The sequence below is a fragment of the Arthrobacter sp. Ha26 genome (assembly GCF_059091705.1).
Map to the genome: position 1 here is coordinate 215708 of NZ_JBNHGX010000003.1, position 18787 is coordinate 234494.

Sequence of the window (18787 nt, forward strand, 5' to 3'; positions counted from 1 at the left end):
CGCGTTCAGGAGACTTCACCACGGCCTCCGGCGACCCCGCCGAGGCAGAGAACGCATATGTGGTTTCCTTGAACAAATTCTGGTGGGTGGCGTATCCTGCCTCTATGACTTCCATCACCTCGAACTCGGCCCACGAACGTCCAATCAGGACAGCGGTCATCGGATATGGTCTTGCAGGGAAAGTATTTCACTGCCCGTTCCTCGAAGCCAGCCCCGACTTTTCCCTCGATTACATAGCAACAAATGATCCCGGTCGCCGCACTCAGGCTCGGGCAGAGCACCCCCACGCAGAAATTGTTGCTGACTCCAACGAACTTGCTAGCAAAGCGGAGCAGCTGGATTTGGTAGTTCTTGCCAGTCCTCCTGGCGTCCACTTGGAGCAGGGCCTTTCCTTCTTGGGCAGGGGAGTGGCACTAGTGGTGGACAAGCCATTTGCAGCCTCTGTCGCGGAGGCGGAAAAGCTGATCCAGCGTGCCCAGGAGGTGGGCAAGGCGCTTTGCGTCTTTCAGAACCGGCGGTGGGACGGGGATTTCCTGACGGTGAAAAACCTTCTCGACTCTGGCGAGCTTGGGGACGTATATCAATTCGAATCGAGCTTCGAGCACTGGGCACCCAAGGCGAACTCCCGATGGCAAGATTTGACACCTGCATCCTTGGGCGGAGGAGTCACGTTTGATCTGGGAAGCCACTTGATCGATCAGGCACTCATGCTATTCGGGCCCATTGCCGACCTCCGGTCCGACCTGCGCACGATCCGGGAGGGCGGGGGTAATGACGATGCTAGTTTCGTGGAACTGCATCACCAATCCGGAGTCCGATCCAGGCTTTGGATGAGCAGGATTGGAGCACTGCCGGGGCCAAGGTTCCGTGTCTTGGGAACAAAGGCCGCCTATGTGTCCTACGGGCTTGACGGTCAGGAGCCTGCCTTGGCGTCGGGGATGCTACCCACTGACGAAAGATACGGAATTGCGCCGGAGGAGACCTGGGGAATGCTGGGAGTTTCTGCTGCCGGGCATCCGGCGCCATCCCGAATCCCAACTGAACGCGGCAACTACCCAGCGTTCTATGAAGGCGTTGCCGCGGCCCTTCGAGGCTCCGGAGCCGTCCCTGTTCCCCCCGAAGACGCCCTAGAGGTTCTAAGAATTCTCGAAAACATCCGCAACAGCACTTACTAACTTCACGTGTCTGCCTCACCTTGTCCCTGGTCGATGCAAACGCTCAGGACGCGGCATCCAAGCCGAAGAAAATATACATCAACCTATCCAGCCCAAAGAGGTGCCAACCATGACTGCAAACCCCACTCCCGCTGATAAATTCACTTTTGGTCTGTGGACCGTTGGCTGGACGGGCGCCGATCCGTTCGGCGTCGCCACCCGTGCGGCTCTGGATCCGGTCGAGGCGGTGTACCGACTCGCCGAACTGGGCGCGTACGGCGTCACCTTCCACGACAACGACCTGGTGCCGTTCGACGCCACCGCCTCGGAACGTGACGTGATCCTGAAGAACTTCCGGGCGGCCCTGGCCGAGACCAGCCTGAAGGTGCCGATGGTGACCACCAACCTGTTCAGCCACCCTGTGTTCAAGGACGGCGGGTTCACCTCCAATGACCGCTCGATCCGCCGCTTCGCGCTGTCCAAGGTCCTGCGCAACATCGACCTCGCCGCGGAGTTCGGCGCCGAAACGTTCGTCATGTGGGGCGGACGCGAAGGCAGCGAGTACGACGGCTCCAAGGACCTCTTAGCTGCCTTGGACCGGATGAAGGAAGGCGTGGACACCGCCGCCGGCTACATCAAGGAAAAGGGCTACAACCTCCGGATCGCCCTGGAGCCCAAGCCCAACGAACCGCGCGGCGACATCTTCTTGCCGACCGTCGGCCACGGCCTGGCCTTCATCGCCCAGCTCGAACACGGCGACATCGTGGGCCTGAACCCCGAAACCGGGCACGAGCAGATGGCCGGGCTGAACTTCACCCACGGCATCGCCCAGGCCCTCTGGGCAGGCAAGCTCTTCCACATCGACCTCAACGGCCAGCGCGGCATCAAGTACGACCAGGACCTCGTCTTCGGCCACGGCGACCTCACCAGCGCCTTCTTCACCGTGGACCTGCTCGAAAACGGCTTCCCCAACGGCGGACCAAAGTACGACGGCCCGCGCCACTTCGATTACAAACCCTCCCGCACCGACGGCTACGACGGCGTCTGGGAGTCAGCCAAGGCCAACATGGCCATGTACCTGCTGCTCAAGGAACGCGCCACCGCGTTCCGCGCAGACTCCGAGGTCCAGGAAGCCCTCACCGCCTCCGGCGTGTTCGAACTAGGCCAGCCCACGCTGGCTGCGGGCGAGGACGCCGCGGACCTGCTCAAGGACACCGCCGCCTTCGAAGATTTCGACGCCGACAAGGCCGCCGAGCGCTCCTTCGCCTTCGTCCGGCTGAACCAGCTCGCTATCGAACACCTCCTCGGGGCCAGCTAAGGAACGAGGCAGCATCAGCCTCACGCTGCGCTGAACCCACACAGAAAGCAGCATGCAGGGCCGGTCGCACCGAGCAGCAAAGGAAAATCGAATGGTTCTCGTGGCTGGCATTGACAGCTCCACGCAGTCCTGCAAGGTCGTGGTCCGCGACGCAGCCACCGGGGCACTGGTCCGCCAGGGCCGCGCTGCCCACCCGGACGGAACGGAGGTCCACCCCGACTATTGGTGGACAGCCCTCCAGGAAGCCGTTGCCCACGCAGGCGGGCTGAACGACGTTATGGCTGTGTCAGTCGCTGGCCAGCAGCACGGCATGGTCTGCCTCGACAGTACCGGTAAGGTAGTCCGACCCGCGCTCTTATGGAATGACACCCGCTCAGCACACGCGGCTCGGCAATTGATCCAAGCTGCTGGCGACGGCGATCTGACAAAGGGGGCTGAGTACTGGGCACAAGCTACGGGTACTGTTCCCGTAGCCTCCCTCACAGCCACTAAGCTGCGGTGGCTGGCGGAAAATGAGCCCGGCAACGCCGCCAGGACTGCAGCGGTCTGCCTGCCGCACGACTGGCTTTCGTGGCGTCTAGCCGGATATGGACCTGGAACGGGTGCGCAGGGCCTTGCTGCCCTGAGCACGGACAGATCCGACGCCTCCGGGACAGGCTACTGGTCTCCAATCAGCGGCCGGTACCTGCCCGAAGTTCTAGAACACACTCTGGGCCATGTCCCAGTGCTGCCCGAAGTGCTGGGCCCACTGGAGTCCAGCCTCAAGACACCTGCAGGAGCACTTATCGGCCCCGGTGCCGGGGACAATGCAGCCGCAGCCCTGGGCGTGCGAGCGACTTTGGGGGACGTAGTGATATCGGTTGGAACGTCAGGAACCGTCTTCGCCGTCGCTGATACTCCTGCTCAGGACGTGTCTGGGCTCGTAGCTGGTTTCGCAGACGCAACGGGGAACTATCTGCCCTTGGTCTGCACGTTGAACGCGACTCGCATTTTTGATGCCACCGCCGCCCTTCTGGGCGTGGACCTGCAGGAGTTCAATGAGCTTGCGCTCTCTTCGGAGCCCGGTGCCGGCGGCCTGACCTTGGTGCCCTACTTCGACGGCGAGCGGACCCCCAACCTGCCAGACGCCACGGGCTCCCTGCACGGGATCACCCGAGCGAATTACACGCCCGCGAATCTGGCCCGGGCCGCAGTCGAAGGTGTTGCGTGCTCACTTGCAGACGGACTCAAGGCACTTACTGACCTTGGTGTTGTTACTAACCGAGTAATTCTGGTTGGAGGCGGAGCCCGGTCCCAGGCCATGCAGCAAATAACTGCGTCCGTTTTCGCCATGGATGTAACAGTGCCCGCTCCGCAGGAACACGTTGCCAATGGAGCCGCCCGCCAAGCCGCCGGTCTAGTCTCAGGAGAACTCCCCACGTGGGCGACAGGCCCAGAAGCGAAAGTTTCCGCAGATGCAACCGGCGAAGTTCTCAGGCGCTACCGCCAGGCAGCAAGAGCTGGGGGATGAGCTGGCACCGAAGCACGTAACACCTGGTTGTGTTCGTGCGTCGGTTACATTGCGTCCGCCTACATCGGATCCGTTGGGATGAATGAAGCCTAAGCGGTTTTTTTGACATGGTGCTCGGCGCAGTGCTTGTCGTGCTTTCCATCGATCGGTGCACTTAGGTCGAGCATTGGTGCGTTGGCAGCCACCTCACTGGTCTGAAAAATACTTGCCGTTGCCGCCTCTTTTGTGGGGAAACGGACCGAAACGGCCACAACCTGCCCAGCAGGGTTAAGCAGTCTTACTCGGTAGCCTCCTTCAGGAGCATCAACGAGTTCAAAGTAAGTAGCCATGACCCTAAGTCCTTCCTTGGCTCACACCCTGCACTAATGCTTTATTGCGGTCGTCAGAATGCGGGCGGGCGGCGCGGACAACGTGAAGTCCGGGGTGGCCCGTGCTGTGAGACGACACATATTCGGAGGAACAAGAGGGATTTAGCTCGTTCCGACGGGGGAGAAATTCGGTCAGGGAAACAGGGAGCGGAGCAAGTGCTCGGATCACCAGCGGGGCATCTGGTTCCTGGCCAAAGGGTTTGCTCAGCCATGGCTGAGATCTTTCGCCTGATACGGAGAGCCGCTGCTTGACTCCTTTCAGGATACGTTCTGTTCCCGCGCCCCGTCACTGGAAAAAGGACGAAATTGGACAGGTACGGGGTTCCGCCCTCGCGGGTCAGTTCATCGCTTGCAGCCGCAGGCTTGCTCGTTTGATCTGCTTACGCGCGAAGCCCTCCTGTACGGCTCGGTCCGGCGGTTCCCATGACCTCTGCGGGGTCAGACAGGAGGGGAGCGAAAGCCAATTCTGCCGCCCCAACAATCAGAATGTCCGCGCCCAGGGCGGGACGTGTAACCACAACGTCAGCAAAGGCTTCAGGAAGTGCCTCCCCTTCAATAACAGTATTGAGGCGACGGGAGTCGAATTCGTACAGAGCGCCCAGGAAGCCACCCAAAACAACGAGCCGGGGATTGAAGGAGTTTATGGCTGACCCCAATGCCACGCCAAGAAAGTCCAGTTGCCGGTTCACTTCAGCACGCACCGTCGGGGAGTCAGAAGCGAGCAGTGCCCTTTCCAGTTCTTGTTCGTCAGCAGATGGCGGTAAAGCGAGAACGTTCAGAAGGTTTTCCCTTCGAACCTCTGATTCCAAAGTGCCGCGGGCTCCGGCTGAATCAAGGACACCGTCCCCGCGAACGCGGGTATGGCCAAGCTCCCCGGCGTATCCGTTTGCTCCTCGGAGCGCGACACCTCCTGCGATGACCCCACCGCCCACACCGCTGGCTCCTCCATTGAGATAAATCAGGTCATCGATGCCCTTGCCGGCGCCAAAGGTACGCTCAGCCAAGGCGCCGAGACCGGCATCATTTGCAGCCCAGGTGTTGAGACCAGTGGCGGCTGCCAGCATCTCGGCAAGGGGCTCATCATGCCACCCCAGATGGGGGGCGCGACGGACCAGGCCATCTTCCACTCTCACAAGACCCGGGACTGCTACTCCAATTCCGACGATCCGGGTTGAAGCGTGTAGGCCTCCCCGTATCCCTTCGACTATTGCCGCGGTTATATTGACCGCCTGGCGCACAGTTGGTGCATCGTCAGTCGCGAAGCGAATCTTGTTTTGAACTACTCCGCCAAGACTCACTACGCCCACTGTGATCGCGTCAATCTCTGGGTTGACAGCAATTGCCACTGGCTGGCGGGCAGGTTTCACTATGGAGCTCGGCCTGCCAACCTGAGTGGTGTTCTCCGCCCCCGCCTCGGCGACCAGCCCCAAGTCCTGTAATTCCCCCACCAGCCCAGCGATCGTGGATCGGTTCAGGCTCGTAAGACGTGTCAACTCGGTGCGGGGAAGACTACGTGCCTCATGCACCAAAGTGAGGATGGCTGACAAGTTATGACGCCGAATCGTGTCAAGGTTGTTTCCCATCCGGGCTCGACTCATTTGAGGGTGGGGCCGCGAAGAAGTCAAGGAAGCTCCGTTAGTCACAGGAATTTGTTGTTTCTATAGGTGAATCTACCGCCTCGGAATGTCCACTGCGACTCACCCAATGCAAAGAACCTTGGTCCCTGCCTATTCCGCATGCTTCTCCAGTAGTCGGGAGCGGGGAAAACCAGCGCTAGCCATGAGCTTTTAACAGTCGGCACCAAGGGCAACCACCTGTAGATGTTGGACACGCTCAGCGGGACAGCGACCTGTTGCAGTTTAGCTGGCTGTACTAACCCTCATGAAGCCCCCGCTGCGCCCAGCAAGTGCTCTGCGTTAAGTGCAGCGCGCGGGCCGACATACCACGGCCGCTTGAGTACGCCGATAATGGATATTCCGTAAAGCTGCTCCGTGGGCTTTGGCTACCTTTATGGTTCGGTCGGTGGTGAGGCCCGTCTAACGAGGTGCTCCATGGAGGTCTGCCATCCGAGGATTTCGCGTGGTCGCTGGTTGAGTTCGGTGGCGACAACACCGAGGTGTTCGCGCTATGAACGCCGAGGTCTGTTCCTGTAGGAAAGTACTGGTGGAGCATGCCATTGGTGTGCTTGCGGGGTCGCAGAAGTGCACGAAGGTCCCACGCGTGACTTTCGCGGTACACCAACCCTGCATCCTCCAGCACGTTGAGGGCGCGCCGCGCTCTCATGCGGCCAATGCCGAAGTCCAGGCAAAGCTCACGTTCCGGAGGCATCGGGGACTGAGGCATAAGTTCACCGGTATTGATAGAGATTCGCCAACACCCAAGACCGCCCCGTTTCGGTGTTGAGGCGGGTTTAACCAGTCCAAAAGGCCGCTTTGGATGCGTCGGATCAGAACGGGACCTGACCGAAGAACTGCGCTTTTTGACATCGAGCGTTCGGCGCCAGGCCGCCTGGACACATGTCGGTGAGGCTGTGATCGATTGCCCAATCGTCCGCGCTCCGTGGTGCGGTATATCCGGTCGGATGTACCGCATCAATGCCAGCGGCGACTCCCCAGGACCGTCACAGCGGCGGTGATGGCGATGCCTAGGCCGATCGGGACGCTGAAATGGATCTGGAGCAAGGGTACTCCGATGGCGGCCCCGGCGAACATAGCGAGGACAGCGCCCAGCCGTCGGTTGAGTAACCGGGGCCGTTGCTTGCTTACAAGTGACTCTCCGGCGAGGGAAGTCATGGTGGAAGTAATGACCACTGTGGTCATGTCTCGTACGGCCAAATGCCGCGCAATCAGGGCCTGGGATCCCATGTGCATGGCGATAACGGCGGCAACAATGACACCAATGGACTGCCGGCCGACGTCTTCCACGATGAGAGAGATGGCGGCGGTTCCCGTCAACGCGATACAACCCGCTGTGAGAAGGAGCGTGACCCTGCGGTTCCAGCCTTTCGGGCTTGACTGGAGCGTAAATCCGGCGACCGCCGCGCCGAGGAGAAAGGCGCCAAGTGCTACCAGTGGGCCCAAAGTTGGCAGGTTCGCCGCCCCGGCCAACGCCATCGCAAGAATCACCACGTTGCCGGTCATGTTTCCGGTGAAGACGCGATCAAGTCCCAGGTAGCCGACCGCGTCAACAACACCTGTAACGAGCGTGAGGGCCATCATGAGCATCAGTCGGAACTTTTCCGGAGACGCATTTTTTTGCGGGGTAGAGGCGGTTTTGGTACCTGAGCTGGCTACGGCTGATGTCATGGTTTAAGGGATCCTTCATCGTAAGGCGTGGTCTCTATGACCACCCCTCGGACATGCTTGTGGGCGGTTTTAGATGGACTGGCTGGCAACTACGGCGATGCCGTCGCTCCGGGGATCTGCGCCGGCGGCTAGGGCGCCATGGTAGCGTCGACGTGAAATCATGGAATGGCCGACAAGGTCGTCCCGGCCCTTGCCGTTCAGGATCGTGAACGTTGTCTCGCCCAACTGGACAAGGGTGCCAATCAGGCCCTCGGCAGGGATGTGGTCGTTGGCCGTCTGTGCGTCCATGCCAACCACCAAGCGCGGACGGCGGGAGTTATGCTTCCGCCGTCGTGAGCCGTTCGGCTTCCTGCCTCGCATTGTGGGCGCGGCGCTCAGCCGTCAAGCTTGGAATGCTCGCCCAGACGGTGCCATGAACGGTTGTGGTAGACCAGAGCGTCGCCGGGTTCGCCCGTTTGGACGTCACGCATCACGCGGGACTCAAGAGCGTGAACGGCGATGATTGTGGAGGTCCCCACCTCCATGCGATTGATGACGGCGCAGCGCACCCAGGCGCGGACATCGTTATACACCGCTTCGCCGGTTGCAAGGGGCGACCAGCGGTGCGTCTGGTCAAAGCGGTCGGCGCCGGGGGTTGCTCCATACTTCGCCAAGTCGACGTCGTGGGCGTCAAGCAGGTGCACGACGACGGTTTCGGCGCGTGAAAGCACCTCGGATGCAGAGGACAGTGCCGAGACCGAGAAAATCAGTAACGGTGGTTCCGCACTCACTGACACGACAGATGATACCGTCAGTGCCACCGGTCCTTCGCCGGCATCAGCCGTGATGACGGCGACACCTCCCGGGTGGCCACGGAACAGTGCTTTGAATTCGTCGGACGAGAGGGAATGCGGGAAGCTTTGCGTCGGAACATCAAGCCAAGTGTCTGGGGGGTAAGCGTGAAACATCGTTATGACACCCTGGGGGCGGAGCGGGCGAGTTCTTCGCGAATGATGTTCGTCCCTGCGCTGAGGGCACTCAGTTTGGCCAGTGCGACGTCCCGGGGGAACGGTGCCATGCCGCAGTTTGAGCTGGCGATGAGCTTGTCCGCATCGACGAACTGCAGGGCCTTGCGGAGGGTGTTGGCGACGTCCTCCGGGGTCTCGATGGTCTCGCTTGCGACGTCGATTGCCCCGAGCATGACTTTCTTGCCGCGGAGGAGCTCGATGAGGTCCATGGGCACGTGGGAGTTCTGGGATTCCAGCGAGATGATGTCAATGCTGGAGCTCTGAAGCAAGGGGAACGTTTCCTCGTACTGCCGCCACTGTGAGCCGAGAGTCGCCTTCCAGTCGTTATTCGCCTTGATCCCGTAGCCGTAGCAGATATGCACGGCGGTCTCCGCACGCAGCCCTTCTGCCGCTCTCTCCAGCGCAGCCACGCCCCAGTCCTTGACCTCATCGAGGAAGACGTTGAACGCGGGCTCGTCGAACTGGATGATGTCCACGCCGGCTGCCTCCAGTTCCTTTGCCTCCTGGTTCAGGATCGCAGCGAACTCCCAGGCCAGCTTCTCGCGGCTCTTGTAGTGGTCGTCGTAGAGCGTGTCCACCATGGTCATTGGACCGGGAAGAGTCCATTTGATCGGCTGGTCGGTGGTTGCGCGGAGGAACTTTGCGTCTTCGACGAATACGGGCCGCTCACGGCGCACCGCTCCGACGACGGTGGGCACACTCGCGTCGTAGCGATCGCGGATGCGCACGGTCTTGCGCTGTTCAAAGTCGACCCCGCTGAGATGCTCGATGAAGGTGGTGACGAAGTGCTGGCGGGTTTGCTCGCCGTCGCTGACGATGTCGATGCCGCGTCGGGTCTGCTCGTGGATGGCAATGCGCAGTGCATCCTGCTTGCCCTCAAGCAGCGCATCTCCCTCCAGCTTCCACGGGGACCAAAGAGTTTCCGGCTGGGCGAGCCATGATGGTTTAGGCAGGCTTCCGACAACGGTGGTGGGCAAAAGTGTGTTCATGATTGACGATTCTCCGTGGGTCAGTTGACGAGAGCGGGGTATTTGGCGGTCCACTGGTCCAATAGATCCTTGTGGGGCGTGATGAAGTGTTCCTCCGTGTACTTCGCCTGCGTGATCGCGAGCTGACCGCGCTCGACCCGGTCGTAAGCGATCTGGGTCCGCGAGTAATCCTGCTCTCCCAGGCTCGGCCGGTAGATGTGGGCGGCGGCGGAGTTCGCGTTGTAAATCTCCGGGCGGTAGATCTTCTGGAACGTCTCCATGGTGCTGATCGTGCCGATGAGCTGCAGGTTGGAGTAGTCGTTGAGCAGGTCACCGCGGAAATAGAAGGCGAGCGGCGCAACGCTGCCGCGTGGCATGAAGTAGCGGACCTGCAGCCCCATCTTTGCGAAGTACGCGTCCGTCAGCGAGAACTCGTCCTGCTGGTACTCGACGCCCAGGACCGGGTGACGGTTCTCCGTTCGCCGGTACGTCTTGCTCGTGGAGACGCTGATACAGACCACTGGCGGCTGCGGGAAGCGTTCCTGGCATGCCGGGGAAGCGAGGAATTGCTGGAACAGTTTGCCGTGAAGATCGCCGAAGTCCCCGGGAACGGTGGGCTTGCCTGACTCCGCTGCTGCTGCTGGCAGTACGACGCTGAAGTCGAAGTCACGGACGTATGAGGAGAAATTGTTCCCCACGATCCCTTGGTGTCGGACCCCGTTCAGCTGGTCGACGATCTGGATGTCGAGAACCTCGAACAGCGGGAACTGCCGATCCGTACCTTCTGACGTGAACTCTATCTGCACGGAGACGATCTCAAGCTCGAGCGTGTAACGGTCCCGGTCCGGGTTGTCCCAGCATGCGAGATCGTTGAAGCGGCGCCGAATCATGGTCAAGGCGTTGCGGAGGTTCTCTTGGCGGTGCTCGCCCCGTGCCAGGTTGGCGAAGTTCGTCGTGATCCGGGAGCCCTCGGACGGTGAGTAGTCCTCGTCGAAGGGGGTGGTGGTGATGCTGAAGGTGAAGTCGTCTGCCATGTGCTGCCAATCCGTTGATGGGCCGGAGACGGCCTTTCAGAAGGTGATGTATCCATGGTGCCGCCTTCCGAGGGGTATCAAGTAACTAGTGGTTACTATGCGGTCATATAGAATCTTCCTATGGCGCAGATTTCGAGCGGATTGACCCTGCAGCAGTTGCGCTACTTCATAGAAGTGGCAGCTGAGGGGTCGATCTCCGCGGCCGCCGATCTTCTCTACGTCGCGCAGCCGACAATGTCGGCCGCGATGAAGGACCTTGAGGCCCGGGTTGGCCGTGCGCTCCTGGTTCGCTCCGCCCGCGGGGTCACCCTCACCGCAGACGGGGTAGAGTTCCTCGGCTACGCGAGGCAGGTGGTCGAGCAGTTTGCTCTCCTCGAGCAGCGCTACCTTGGCAGGCCAGCGAGGCGACGTCTGCTCGGGGTGTCAACGCAGCACTACTCGTTCGCCGTGGACGCCTTCGTCCGGATGGTCAAGGCCACTGATGTGGCCGAATACGAGTTCTCGCTGCGTGAGTCCCGTACCTGGGACATCATCGAGGATGTCCGGACGCTCCGCAGCGAGATAGGCATCCTCTACCGAAACGATTTCAACCGGAAGGTCATCGACAAACTGCTGCGGGAATCCGGGCTCGCGTTCACTCCGCTTTTCCTCGCCGAACCGCACATTTTCATTTCAAGGAACAACCCGCTCGCCTCACAAGAGCGTGCGACTCTCGATGATCTCGCCGGCTTGCCGCGGCTAACCTTCGATCAAGGTGCGAACAACTCCTTTTACTTCGCCGAGGAGATTCTCTCCACCATGTCCAGCAAGCAGGAGATTCGGGTCTCAGACCGTGCCACGATCTTCAACCTCATGATCGGGCTCCACGGCTACACGATCTCGACGGGCATCATCAGCGGGCAGCTCGACCCGGAGATCGTCGCCATCCCGCTCGACGTTGACGAACGCATCGAGATCGGCTGGATCGGCCACGCCGCGATTCCGCTCACCGACCAAGCGCAGCGCTACCTCAGGGAATTGCGGGCCGTCGTCGCTGAGTTCGGCGTAGCGCTACTCGACTGACTGCAGTTGAGCGCGCGGGTCTTTGCCCTTCAGTGATTGAGCCCGAGGTCCGCGGCGTGTCCGCTGATGATGGGGCCAGGTCCATGTCGCGACTAGTGATCCCGCCAACGTCGTGGCTTGAGAGCGTGACGCCGACCATTGAATAGGCGAGCGTGAGGTCGGGGTGGTGGTTCACCTCCTCCGCGGAGGCGCCGATGCGGTTCACGAGCTCCAGCCCGCTGGAGAACTTCCGGGTCCTGAAGGATGCGGTGAGGGCTTCGCTGGTCAAGCGCCAGCCCGTGAGCTCGGCTTCGGCGAGTTCGGCGGAGGACAGCTTCCGCTGGGGTCAGTCATAGGCCATCATGGCTCCGGAGTGATGCCGTGGGCTACCCCTGGAGGCACAACGCCCCCAGGGTGATGGCCTGTCGGCACCTGCGGGTAAACTCCGCAATGCGAGGAATGGCGCTGTCACGGCTTGGCCGGTGGTGAGAGGCCCTGGTCATGATGCCAGGCAAAACTGAGAGCTAGTCTGATGGCGATGCAATCGTGTGCGGTCGTGTTTGGCGTGGCGGCCTTGGCGTCCTGACTTCGCCCTGGTCCTTGAGGTGGTTCGTCGCTCTGGTAGGGGAGCAGTTGCGGGTGAAGTGGTTGGAGTACAACCGAGAGGCGGGGCCGGGTTCGGAATTTGTCCGGCTGAAGGAGCAGTCATTTTGCGGGGAAGCTACCGGTTCCCGAAGCCGACGCGGATGCGCGCTGTTGCACGGACGACCCGCCCAGCTATCATCGGGCCGTTCAGAAGGGCTACACCGCGATCCGAGTAGATGGGCGTCCGGCTGCCGCTTTCAGAACTGCGGGTGGAGGTGATCGGGGCCCAAGAATTCGCCCAAAAGACGACGGGCGAGTCCGAGAAATTGGCTCCAACGGAGGTGTGGACAATGTCCACACTTTCCGTCTCGGACTGCCTCATGATGCCATTGGACTGCTCCGTTTTCCGCATGTTTTCGCAGGATCCCTGTGTTTTCAGGGTAGGAAATGCGGTTCGAGTCCCACCTCGGGCACGGCATATCCCCTCGTCAGAGGGGTTTTTGCTTTAACGTGTTGACGTCGCTTGTGGTGGCGTCCCTCTGACGCTAGGTGCGCGGTCTGTGGCCTGGCTGCCGCGGTGGCCTATTCACGTGTGTGGGTGGCGGGTTCAGCGCCATGGCTGGTGGGCGCTCCGCCTGCCGTGAATGGATATTCGGTCAAGTTATTTTGGAGCCTGTTTGTGCCTTGCGTGGCTGCGCCCTAGAGGTGCTGGTCGGCGAGCTTCTCCTGTAGGTACTTGAGTTGACGTACCCAATGGTGTTCCTGGCCTCCCTCGTGGCCGTTAAAGTGGTAGATATCGATGGATTTGGCAGGCGCGTGGCGTGTTGGGCCAGAGCTTTTAATTCCGTAGCTGTTGTAGGACGCGAAGACGGTCGACGGCGGGCACACGTCGTCGAGCAGTGCGACGGAAACCATTGCCGGGGCGGCTGCCCTGCGAACGAGGTGTACTCCGTCGAAGTAATTTAGGACCTTCATGGTGTCCTCGTGGCGTTCGCGGTGGCGGGCGAGGAAGGCTGCGATCTCCGGGTAGGGGCCACGTTGGGCAAGAGTGATTGCGCGGGGGAAGTCCTGGAGGAAGGGCACGTCTGCCAGGACTGCCCGAATTCCGTTGAGCTGTCCGGCGGCAAGCCCAGCGGCTGCAAGGGCTAAGCCTCCTCCTTGGCTGATTCCGGCAAGGACGACTTTGTCGACGTCCACTTGCGGGAAGCTTTGGACGGCTTCGATTGCGCGGAACGCATCCACGTACAGCCTGCGGTAATAGTAGTCCTCTTTCGAGGTCAGCCCGCGTGTCATAAGGCCCGGGTATGCGACGTCACCCGCTGAGGGGTGGTGGTCTGCCGTGTCTCCGGTGATTCCGCCGTAGCCTTGGCCGCGTGTGTCCATGATGAAGTGGGCGTAGCCTGCTTGCGCCCACTTTGTGTCCTGCTGAACCAGGCCGCGGCCGCCGGAGTATCCGATGTACTGGACTACCGCGGGCAAGGTGCGGGTGGGGGACCTGTGGGCTGGGAGGTGAAGCCAGCCGCGGATGCGGGCTCCGCCGTAACCAGAAAAGGAAACATCGTAGCTGTCGATGAGTGGCAAGAGATTTTCTACGGGAGTGTACTCAGGTGCTAGAGGAATGACACGGGCCTCGGCAAGGGTTACCTCCCAAAACGCATCGAAATCGTCAGGCTCGTTAGCCGCGGACTTATATCTGTGCAGCTGTTCAAGGGGCATGTCAATGCTGGGCATACTGGTTCTCCATTTCTTGGCCTGCAGGGGAACCACCTAACGACCAGCAGGAACTGTAGGATCTGGAAAATAGGCGGACAGAAATAGGACAGAGGACGTCCCATCTCCTGTACTATTAGCTTAAATGATAGGCCGCCGCCCGAGTGCGGTCGAAGGAGATGACGTGACAGTAGCACCCGCCTCGGTTTCGCCGGCCCGGTTCAGCGCACAAATTCGCTCCCAGGCACTGCAGACACGGATCATGGAGCTCATCTTGGAGCGGGGACTGGACGTCGGCGATGCCCTCCCCACCGAGAGTGAATTGTCCACTGAGCTGGGAGTGGGGCGGAATACTGTTCGAGAGTCCCTGAAGGTTTTGCAGGCTCTGGGTGTCATTGAGATCCGGCACGGATTTGGCATGTTTGTGGCTCCGAACAATTTCAGCGCCCTGGTGTCCGGGCTGACCTTCCGGGGCAGGCTTTCGCTTCGGCACAAGGGCGAGGAAGCGATGGAGCTGATTGATGTGCGGCAGGCTCTGGAATCCGGCCTTGTCGGGTCGGCCATCGACCTTTTGACCGACGAGCATCTGGCGGATCTGCGGGCCACCATGGAAGCCATGCAGGACGCGGCCGGCAAGGGTGAGCTCCTGGTTCAGCACGATGCGGAGTTCCACCGCCGCCTTTATGCGCCCCTGAACAACGACTTGCTCATCAACCTGATGGATGTTTTTTGGCAGGTTTACCGCCAGATTCATGAGGCCTTGGGCTCCGGTCCGGTCAACCTGGACGAACAGGTCCAGATGCACTGGGACATCTATGATGCAGTCGCCAACAGGGACAAAGCCCTGGCTTCTGAACGCCTGCAGCGCCACTTCGACGGCATCCGGCAGAAGCTGAAGGACGTCGCGTCAGCCTGACAAGCCCATCTACCGGACGGGGAACGGGTACCTCCTTGTCGCTGTCCGGGTTGTCACGTTAAGGCTCCCCGTCCCGTCCGTCCAGATGATTTGCGGGCAATCTGTGGAGCACCAGTCTTATGAGAAAGCGCCATTTCGTCATGGAAATTTTTGTCGTCCCTGATGCCTCCGCTACCGGAGCTGTCGCTGCCGGGATTCTTGCCGCGGTTATCCGTAGTAAGCCGGATGCTGTTCTGGGTGTCGCTACGGGCAGCTCCCCGCTCCCGGTGTACGCCGCGCTGGCCGAGCACCAGCTGGATATGTCCAGGGTCCGGGCGTTTGCCCTTGATGAGTACGTGGGTCTTCCGGCAGGCCACCAGCAAAGTTATGCCGAAGTGGTCCGGCGTGAGGTGACTGAACGCCTGGGGCTGGACCCGGCGCTTGTTGCAGTTCCTGACGGGGGAGCCGAAGATCCCCACCGGGCAGCAGCCCAGTATGACGGGGCCATCCGCGCCGCGGGCGGGGTGGATGTTCAGCTCCTGGGCATTGGCCACAACGGCCACATCGCCTTTAACGAGCCCGGCTCGGAACTTGATTCCAGGACTCGGGTCGAAGTCCTGGCAGAACGCACCCGCCAGGCCAACGCACGCTACTTCCGTTCCATAGACGATGTTCCTGCTCGCTGCATCACACAGGGTCTGGGAACCATCCTCGAGGCCCGGCAGCTGTTGATGGTGGTCAACGGGGCGGACAAAGCAGAAATCCTGTCCGCAGCCCTCAGCGGACCGGTCACTGCGGATTGCCCGGGTTCAGTCCTGCAGCTGCACCCGCACGTCACTGTTGTGGCAGATGAAGCTGCCGCGGCACACCTGGGTGAGCAGGACGGGCAGGTGGCCGTGCGGGTCGCGGCTCCCACCGCCTGAACCGGGTGCGCCGGGAACCGGCGCCCCCGGTAACAGGCTCTGAGCGTACCCGTTATTAGGAGGAATGCGCCTGGCCCGCTGTCATGTTTACGGCAGCTTGGGGTAGTGAAACGCCTTGCCGGAACACCCGGAGCGGCCGGAAGTCACCGTCGACAGCCAGGATGTCGGCCCGAAGCCCCGCACGAAGGCTTCCAATCTCGTCCTTAAGACCAAGGATGCCGGCGGGAACGGCCGTGGCAGACACCACGGCGTCGGCAGCATCCACACCCGATGTGATCGTCCGGCGTACTACGTCCAGCAGGGTCGCCGTACCGCCGGCGAGGGAACCATCAGTCCGCAGCCGCGCTTCGGCGCCGCTGACGCGCACCCCTGCAGGGCCAAGATCGTAGTCGCCGTCGGGAAGGCCGGTGGCGGCCATTGAGTCGGTCACGAGGATGACGTTGTTGCTGCCGACAGCCTCGAAGACCATCGCGACGGTGTCCGGGTGGAGGTGGACACCGTCGGCCACAAGTTCGACAGCGATCTTTCCTGCTGCCGCCAGGCGCAGGCACGCGGCAACCGGGCCCGGCTGGCGGTGGTGCAACGGGGGCATCCCGTTGAACAAGTGGGTCACCGTCGGCCGGACCACGCTTTCAAACGGTTTTGAGGCCAGCAGGTGCGCTGCCCGGGACAGGGAATCCGCTGTTGTCCTGGCGTCCGCATCGGTGTGGCCAAGGGACGGGGTGACTCCGAGCTCCACCAGCGTTTGAACGAGGGCTGCGGCGCCGGGCAGTTCGGGCGCGTAGGTCATGGTGCGCAGGTGTCCGCCGGAGCTGGTCGCGAGGTCCCGAAGCAGCTGCAGGTCAGGTTCGAGAAGGAACCGCGGGTCCTGCGCTCCGCAGCGCGCGTGGGAAAGGAAGGGACCCTCGGCATGGATGCCCGCGATCAGACCCTCATCCGCGAGGACACGCAGGGACGCCGCGGCATAGAGCAGGTCCTCGCGGGCCGCGGTCACCAGACTCGCCAGGAGGGTGGTAGTGCCGTTGGCGTGGAGGAAAGCCGCCGCGGCACGGGCCGATGCGGGGTCACCGCCGGGGAAGTCCCCTCCTGCTGCGCCGTGGCAGTGCAGATCCACCAGGCCGGGAAGGAGCATGCTCCCGGGTGGCAGCGGCACCTCCTTCAGCCCGGGAAAAGTGCGGCTGTCGAAACCTGCCCTGGAACCTGCGTAGGCGATGCGGTCCCCGGAAATAACGACCACCGCGTCCTCACGAACAGCTCCGTCGGTAACGATGGTGCCGGACAGCAGAAAGGCCTTGGAAGCGTGAGGGCTCATTTCAGGGCGTCCGCGAACCAGCCGGTGATGGTTGCGGGGTGCGTAATCGCTGTTCCCACCACCACTGCTAACGCCCCGGCGTCCAGTGCCTGCCTGGCCTGGGCAGGGGTATGGATACGGCCCTCGGCGATGAGCGGCACACCGAAGTCCGCTGCCGCTATCTGTTCCAGCAGTTCAAGGTCCGGACCCGGGGTTTTTGGCCGTTCGCCGGAGTAGCCGGCCAGTGTTGTACCGATCAGGTCTGCGCCGGCGTCGGCTGCCGCTGCCGCGTCCTCGAGCGACCCGCAGTCGGCCATCACCAGGGCATGGGATTCCGCGTGGATGGCCGCCACCGTTTGCGCGAGCGTGAGGCCGTCGGGGCGTTCCCGCCGTGTCCCGTCGATGGCGACGATGTGGGCGCCGGCGTTTGCTACTGCCAATGCGTGTCGGAGGGTGGGGGTGATGAAGACGCCGTCGTGCCCGTCCTTCCAGAGCCCAATAACCGGGACCTCCACTCCCGCACGGGTTTGCTGGAGGTCGGCCAGGCCCTGCACGCGGACCGCGGCCGCGCCGCCGATAACAGCGGAGGCTGCTATTTGGGCTGTGGTGCGGGGGTCGCGCATTGGTTCACCGGGGTAGGCCTGGCAGGACACGATGAGCCGGCCCTTCAAGTATTCAAGGCCGCCGGGGGACAGGATCATGGTCAGTTCCTTTGGAAGACTGTTGCTGGGGTGAGGACGAGGCGGGCTGCGCCGGCTATGGCTGCGGCGTTACCCAGCGCGGCAGGCAGCACTGGAACGTTGGCGAGGGCAGGGAGGAGTTCGGCCCGCAAGGCTCGTTCCATCGGCCGCCACCACGGGGCTCCGGCGTCCGAGAGCCCGCCGGAGAGCACGACGACTTCGGGGTCCAGGATGTTGGCGAGCCCGCCCACGGCCTGCCCGGCCGCGGCCGCCGCGGTGCTGATGGCCCTGATGGCGGTGGCGTCACCGTCGGCGGCCAGTGCAAAGATGCTGCGGGCATCCGGCCCTGGTGCCTGCCCGCCCAGCCGGCGGTAGGCCTCCGGGATTGCGGGTCCGGAGGCTACGGCTTCAACATGGCCTGACCCGCCGCAAACACAGGGTAACGGCTGGCCGTCCTGGTAGGCGTAGGGCGAGGCGAAGTGTCCGACGTGTCCGCCCACGTGGCGGTGCCCCAAAACGGGACGGCCTTCGAGGACGTAGCTTCCGCCGACGCCTGTGCCGAAGGCCACCAGGAGTGAACTGGCGGTCCCGGCGGCCGCACCTGTCCACGCTTCGCCGAGCGCGTGGGCGTGGACGTCGTTTACCGCCTGGACGGACGACGGCGGCAGGTCCAGCTTGTCTGCTAGACCGCTAGTAATAGCCGTCCCGGCCCAGCCGAGGATCGCGTCAGTCGCTGATACCACGTCACCTGTGAGGGCATCAATGACACCGGCCGAACCGACACCGACCCGTTCCACGGTTATGCCGGCAGCAGCAGCGCGCCTCATCAGCCCGGTAATCAAGCTGGCGGTGGCGTTGAGGATGGCATCGCCGCCGTGGCGGTTGAGGGTGGGGATGGTTTCGGAGAAGAGTACTTCCCCGATATCTGCGACGACCCCGGCGGCAGTTTTCGTGCCGCCGAGGTCAACACCAATGGCGTGCATTAGCTTCAGCGCCCG

General features: G+C 62.1%; 19 protein-coding genes. 6 read left to right on the top strand and 13 right to left on the bottom strand.

The window, feature by feature from the left end:
• The first annotated feature begins 104 nt into the window (after window positions 1-104).
• From AC5RVY_RS09495 to xylB, 3 genes are all read left to right on the top strand, one after another.
• A complete protein-coding gene (locus AC5RVY_RS09495) occupies window positions 105-1175 on the top strand; it encodes a Gfo/Idh/MocA family protein (protein WP_493954459.1) in 1071 nt (356 codons plus the stop codon).
• 109 nt (window positions 1176-1284) lie between these two features.
• Entirely contained in the window at window positions 1285-2472 is a 1188-nt protein-coding gene (xylA, locus tag AC5RVY_RS09500; protein WP_493954460.1) for a xylose isomerase, read from the top strand.
• A 91-nt stretch (window positions 2473-2563) separates the two neighbouring features.
• Window positions 2564-3982 carry a xylulokinase gene (gene xylB, locus AC5RVY_RS09505; protein ID WP_493954461.1) on the top strand — a complete coding sequence of 473 codons (1419 nt, stop codon included), beginning with the start codon at window positions 2564-2566 and terminating at the stop codon, window positions 3980-3982.
• A gap of 89 nt (window positions 3983-4071) precedes the next feature.
• Here the strand turns inward: xylB and AC5RVY_RS09510 are convergent, their stop codons facing one another.
• The 8 genes from AC5RVY_RS09510 to AC5RVY_RS09545 form a co-directional block, all read right to left on the bottom strand.
• The gene (locus tag AC5RVY_RS09510) at window positions 4072-4311 is read right to left on the bottom strand and encodes a YegP family protein (protein ID WP_493954462.1); all 240 of its coding nucleotides are present in this window, start codon (window positions 4309-4311) and stop codon (window positions 4072-4074) included.
• Between the two features lie 419 nt (window positions 4312-4730).
• Window positions 4731-5933: an ROK family protein gene (locus AC5RVY_RS09515; RefSeq protein ID WP_493954463.1), complete on the bottom strand. Its 1203-nt coding sequence runs from the start codon at window positions 5931-5933 to the stop codon at window positions 4731-4733.
• Window positions 5934-6222: 289 nt separating this feature from the next.
• Window positions 6223-6942, bottom strand: a complete 720-nt coding sequence (locus AC5RVY_RS09520) for a GntR family transcriptional regulator (protein WP_493954464.1) — start codon at window positions 6940-6942, stop codon at window positions 6223-6225.
• The gene (locus tag AC5RVY_RS09525) at window positions 6942-7655 is read right to left on the bottom strand and encodes a YoaK family protein (RefSeq protein WP_493954465.1); all 714 of its coding nucleotides are present in this window, start codon (window positions 7653-7655) and stop codon (window positions 6942-6944) included. The genes AC5RVY_RS09520 and AC5RVY_RS09525 overlap by 1 nt, the downstream gene beginning before the upstream one ends.
• Window positions 7656-7724: 69 nt before the next feature.
• Window positions 7725-7943, bottom strand: coding sequence for a hypothetical protein (locus AC5RVY_RS09530; protein ID WP_493954466.1), 219 nt, complete (start codon window positions 7941-7943; stop codon window positions 7725-7727).
• 86 nt (window positions 7944-8029) lie between these two features.
• Window positions 8030-8602: a flavin reductase family protein gene (locus AC5RVY_RS09535; RefSeq protein WP_493954467.1), complete on the bottom strand. Its 573-nt coding sequence runs from the start codon at window positions 8600-8602 to the stop codon at window positions 8030-8032.
• Window positions 8603-8604: 2 nt separating this feature from the next.
• Window positions 8605-9651 (bottom strand): methionine synthase, encoded by a 1047-nt coding sequence (locus tag AC5RVY_RS09540; protein ID WP_493954468.1) that lies wholly within the window; start codon window positions 9649-9651, stop codon window positions 8605-8607.
• A 20-nt stretch (window positions 9652-9671) separates the two neighbouring features.
• Window positions 9672-10664 carry a DUF1852 domain-containing protein gene (locus AC5RVY_RS09545; protein WP_493954469.1) on the bottom strand — a complete coding sequence of 331 codons (993 nt, stop codon included), beginning with the start codon at window positions 10662-10664 and terminating at the stop codon, window positions 9672-9674.
• Between the two features lie 120 nt (window positions 10665-10784).
• On the opposite strand from AC5RVY_RS09545, the gene AC5RVY_RS09550 reads away from it, so the two are divergent.
• Window positions 10785-11726, top strand: a complete 942-nt coding sequence (locus AC5RVY_RS09550) for a LysR family transcriptional regulator (protein ID WP_493954470.1) — start codon at window positions 10785-10787, stop codon at window positions 11724-11726.
• Here the strand turns inward: AC5RVY_RS09550 and AC5RVY_RS09555 are convergent.
• Both AC5RVY_RS09555 and AC5RVY_RS09560 read right to left on the bottom strand, forming a co-directional pair.
• Entirely contained in the window at window positions 11674-11994 is a 321-nt protein-coding gene (locus AC5RVY_RS09555) for a 4a-hydroxytetrahydrobiopterin dehydratase (protein ID WP_493954471.1), read from the bottom strand. The two genes, AC5RVY_RS09550 and AC5RVY_RS09555, sit on opposite strands and share 53 nt — an antisense overlap.
• A 995-nt stretch (window positions 11995-12989) precedes the next feature.
• Window positions 12990-14021, bottom strand: a complete 1032-nt coding sequence (locus AC5RVY_RS09560) for an acetylxylan esterase (RefSeq protein WP_493954472.1) — start codon at window positions 14019-14021, stop codon at window positions 12990-12992.
• A 163-nt stretch (window positions 14022-14184) separates the two neighbouring features.
• On the opposite strand from AC5RVY_RS09560, the gene AC5RVY_RS09565 reads away from it, so the two are divergent.
• Window positions 14185-14916 (top strand): FadR/GntR family transcriptional regulator, encoded by a 732-nt coding sequence (locus tag AC5RVY_RS09565; RefSeq protein ID WP_493954473.1) that lies wholly within the window; start codon window positions 14185-14187, stop codon window positions 14914-14916.
• A 140-nt stretch (window positions 14917-15056) separates the two neighbouring features.
• Window positions 15057-15818: a glucosamine-6-phosphate deaminase gene (locus AC5RVY_RS09570; RefSeq protein WP_493954474.1), complete on the top strand. Its 762-nt coding sequence runs from the start codon at window positions 15057-15059 to the stop codon at window positions 15816-15818.
• Between the two features lie 55 nt (window positions 15819-15873).
• Here the strand turns inward: AC5RVY_RS09570 and AC5RVY_RS09575 are convergent, their stop codons facing one another.
• The 3 genes from AC5RVY_RS09575 to AC5RVY_RS09585 are packed head-to-tail and all read right to left on the bottom strand — an operon-like array spanning window position 15874 to window position 18772.
• Window positions 15874-17130 carry an N-acetylglucosamine-6-phosphate deacetylase gene (locus AC5RVY_RS09575; protein ID WP_493954475.1) on the bottom strand — a complete coding sequence of 419 codons (1257 nt, stop codon included), beginning with the start codon at window positions 17128-17130 and terminating at the stop codon, window positions 15874-15876.
• The gene (locus AC5RVY_RS09580) at window positions 17127-17810 is read right to left on the bottom strand and encodes an N-acetylmannosamine-6-phosphate 2-epimerase (protein WP_493954476.1); all 684 of its coding nucleotides are present in this window, start codon (window positions 17808-17810) and stop codon (window positions 17127-17129) included. The genes AC5RVY_RS09575 and AC5RVY_RS09580 overlap by 4 nt, the downstream gene beginning before the upstream one ends.
• A gap of 2 nt (window positions 17811-17812) precedes the next feature.
• Complete coding sequence (locus AC5RVY_RS09585; protein ID WP_493954477.1) at window positions 17813-18772, bottom strand: ROK family protein; 960 nt, start codon at window positions 18770-18772, stop codon at window positions 17813-17815.
• Between the last annotated feature and the right edge of the window lie 15 nt (window positions 18773-18787).